Origin of the sequence: Altibacter sp., from assembly GCF_019913785.1 — a bacterium.
Classification (GTDB): domain Bacteria; phylum Bacteroidota; class Bacteroidia; order Flavobacteriales; family Flavobacteriaceae; genus Altibacter.
The window spans coordinates 1-2,394 of record NZ_JAIOHK010000003.1 but is presented as its reverse complement, the minus strand read 5'-3'; the positions used below and the strand labels follow the sequence as shown (position 1 = coordinate 2,394).

Sequence of the window (2,394 nt, the reverse complement as noted above, 5' to 3'; positions counted from 1 at the left end):
ATGGCCGATGGAAGAGTATTTACTAATACCAATGCAGGCGCCACAATTGCAACTAGTGATTTTTACGCATCACCTTTTCTTTATAAAACTATTTTCATTAATAACTAAGTGATATAGCTTAAAGAAGAAATATAATTTATTTTTAAAAGCGAGTATCGAATTAGATGCTCGCTTTTTTCAATTAAAACCAGTGCAGATACATAAATATTAATTCGTTGCGTGTATCAAGGAAAAAAATAATATATTTTAGGACTTTACATAAAAAAGTCAAAAAATATTTGTAGATTTGATTCTTATTAATATAAAAAAATTATAAATCATGAAAAAAAATTATTTTTTAGCGGTATTATTTACCTTCGCAATGGTAAGTGTAAATGCGCAATTTACTGATGACATGGAAAGCTATACTGATGGTCAACCAATTTCTGGTGGTCATTGGACTGACTGGGGCTGCGGTGGCGGTGCTGGTTGTGCTATCATGTCTTCTTCTGCACAAGCTCACGGTGGTTCATTGTCTGGATATGTTCCGGATGACACAACTACTGATGCTGTATTAGACTTAGGTAACAAAATATTTGGTACTTGGGGTCTTAGCTTTTGGGCATATGTTCCTTCAGGAAAAGAAGGATATTACAACCTTCAAGGAACCGTTCCAATTGGACCTGGTGAGTGGATTGTTGGTAACATATACTTCAACAAAGACAACGCTAATCCTGGTGTAGGTGAAATCGATGATTCTGCTCTAGGAGTAGTTAATTTCAACTTCCCTCACGATGAGTGGTTCTATGTTGCTATGAACGTAGATATTAGTGCTGGTATTGGTGCTTCTACTTGGGAGTTTGGTGTTAATGGTAACGTTGCTATTCCAGCTGGAACTGCATTTACTGATAACGCAGGTACTTATCCAACTAGCTTAGGTGGTCTTGATTTATTTTCTATCAACGCTAACCACCAGATGTGGTATGATGATTTTACTTACCAAGACAGCTTTGTGTCAATGGATCCACCACTAGGTGTTAACGATTTGGCTGCAAAAGGTTTTGCTGCTTATCCAAATCCAGTAAGTAACATATTAAACTTGAAAGCTAATGAAGCTATTACTTCTGTTGCTATCTTCAACATCTTAGGACAAGAAGTATACAATGCAAAAGTAAACGCTGTATCTTCAACTGTTGATATGTCTAGCTATGCAAGTGGAGCTTACTTCGTAAAAGTAAACATTGGTGGTACTGAAGGAATCGTTAAGGTTGTTAAATAAGCACCTTATTTTCTATTACCATAAAATTATTAGAGGCAGTTTTTTAACTGCCTCTTTTTTTTATCCTATTTTTGCAATCCATACATCTAATCCCCCTCCTTAAAATGGATCACAAGCAAACTACTATATTTGGAATTTATCCCGTTCAAGAAGCCCTTTCATCTGGTGTAATCATTGATAAACTTTATGTACAGAAAGGAATCTCGAATCCAAAGATTGAAGCCATCCTAAAAGAGTTGGAATCAAAGGATGCCTCGATCTCCCATGTTCCCATTGAAAAACTAAATAAATTAACCCGTGGCAACCATCAAGGGGTTGTTGCTATTACTTCTCCCATCACCTTTAGTTCACTAGAGGAAGTAGTTGAAAGAGTTATTTCTGAAAAGGAATTTCCTCTTTTTCTAGTCTTAGACCAGATCAGTGATGTACGGAATTTTGGTGCCATTCTCCGTACGGCCGAGTGTACCGGTGTGGATGCGGTTATTATTCAGAAAAAAGGAGGTGCTCCCGTGACCGGGGATACTGTGAAAACTTCGGCAGGAGCGATCTTTAAAATACCTATCTGTAAAGTGGACCATATAAAGGATGCTCTTTTTTACCTACAAGGATCCGGAATTACTACCATCGCAGCGACAGAAAAAACAGGAAAAAGTATCTATTCTTGTGATCTTAAAAAGCCATTAGCCTTTATTATGGGATCTGAAGGAAAGGGAGTCTCAGGTTCAGTTTTACAGTTGGTTGATGAAAAAGCGGCACTACCGCTTTTAGGAGAAATTAATTCATTAAATGTATCGGTGGCTTGTGGCGCCTTTTTGTACGAAACGGTGCGACAGCGATTATAGTTTTTCATCTTCCGAAGTCTGAGTATCTTTTTTAATGGTATAGCGCACGATCACCTTTGGCTCCTCCATATCTTCCGGCACTTCCGGAAGTTTTTCTATAAAGTTTCCATTTTCATCAAAGTGCTTTAAAAAAGGATCTGTATCGGGATTATAATCTTCTTGTTCCCAGGCGTATTTCTTGTTTTCAATTGGATTAGAGCGAAACAGCAAGGCAAATACTACACCAACACCAAAGCCTGACAAATGTCCCTCCCATGATATTTCCGGGTCGATAGGAAATACATACCACAACAA

At 37.6% G+C, this 2,394-nt stretch carries 3 protein-coding genes; 2 read left to right on the top strand and 1 reads right to left on the bottom strand.

What is annotated here, in order from left to right:
• Positions 1-319 precede the first annotated feature (319 nt).
• Together K8F54_RS00595 and rlmB are read left to right on the top strand one after the other, a co-directional pair.
• Complete coding sequence (locus tag K8F54_RS00595) at positions 320-1,258, top strand: T9SS type A sorting domain-containing protein (protein WP_290785565.1); 939 nt, start codon at positions 320-322, stop codon at positions 1,256-1,258.
• A 104-nt stretch (positions 1,259-1,362) separates the two neighbouring features.
• Positions 1,363-2,100 (top strand): 23S rRNA (guanosine(2251)-2'-O)-methyltransferase RlmB, encoded by a 738-nt coding sequence (gene rlmB / locus K8F54_RS00590; protein ID WP_290785562.1) that lies wholly within the window; start codon positions 1,363-1,365, stop codon positions 2,098-2,100.
• Here rlmB and K8F54_RS00585 read toward each other — a convergent pair.
• A partial coding sequence (locus K8F54_RS00585) for a rhomboid family intramembrane serine protease (RefSeq protein ID WP_290785560.1) occupies positions 2,095-2,394 on the bottom strand: 300 nt, incomplete at its 5' end. The two genes, rlmB and K8F54_RS00585, sit on opposite strands and share 6 nt — an antisense overlap.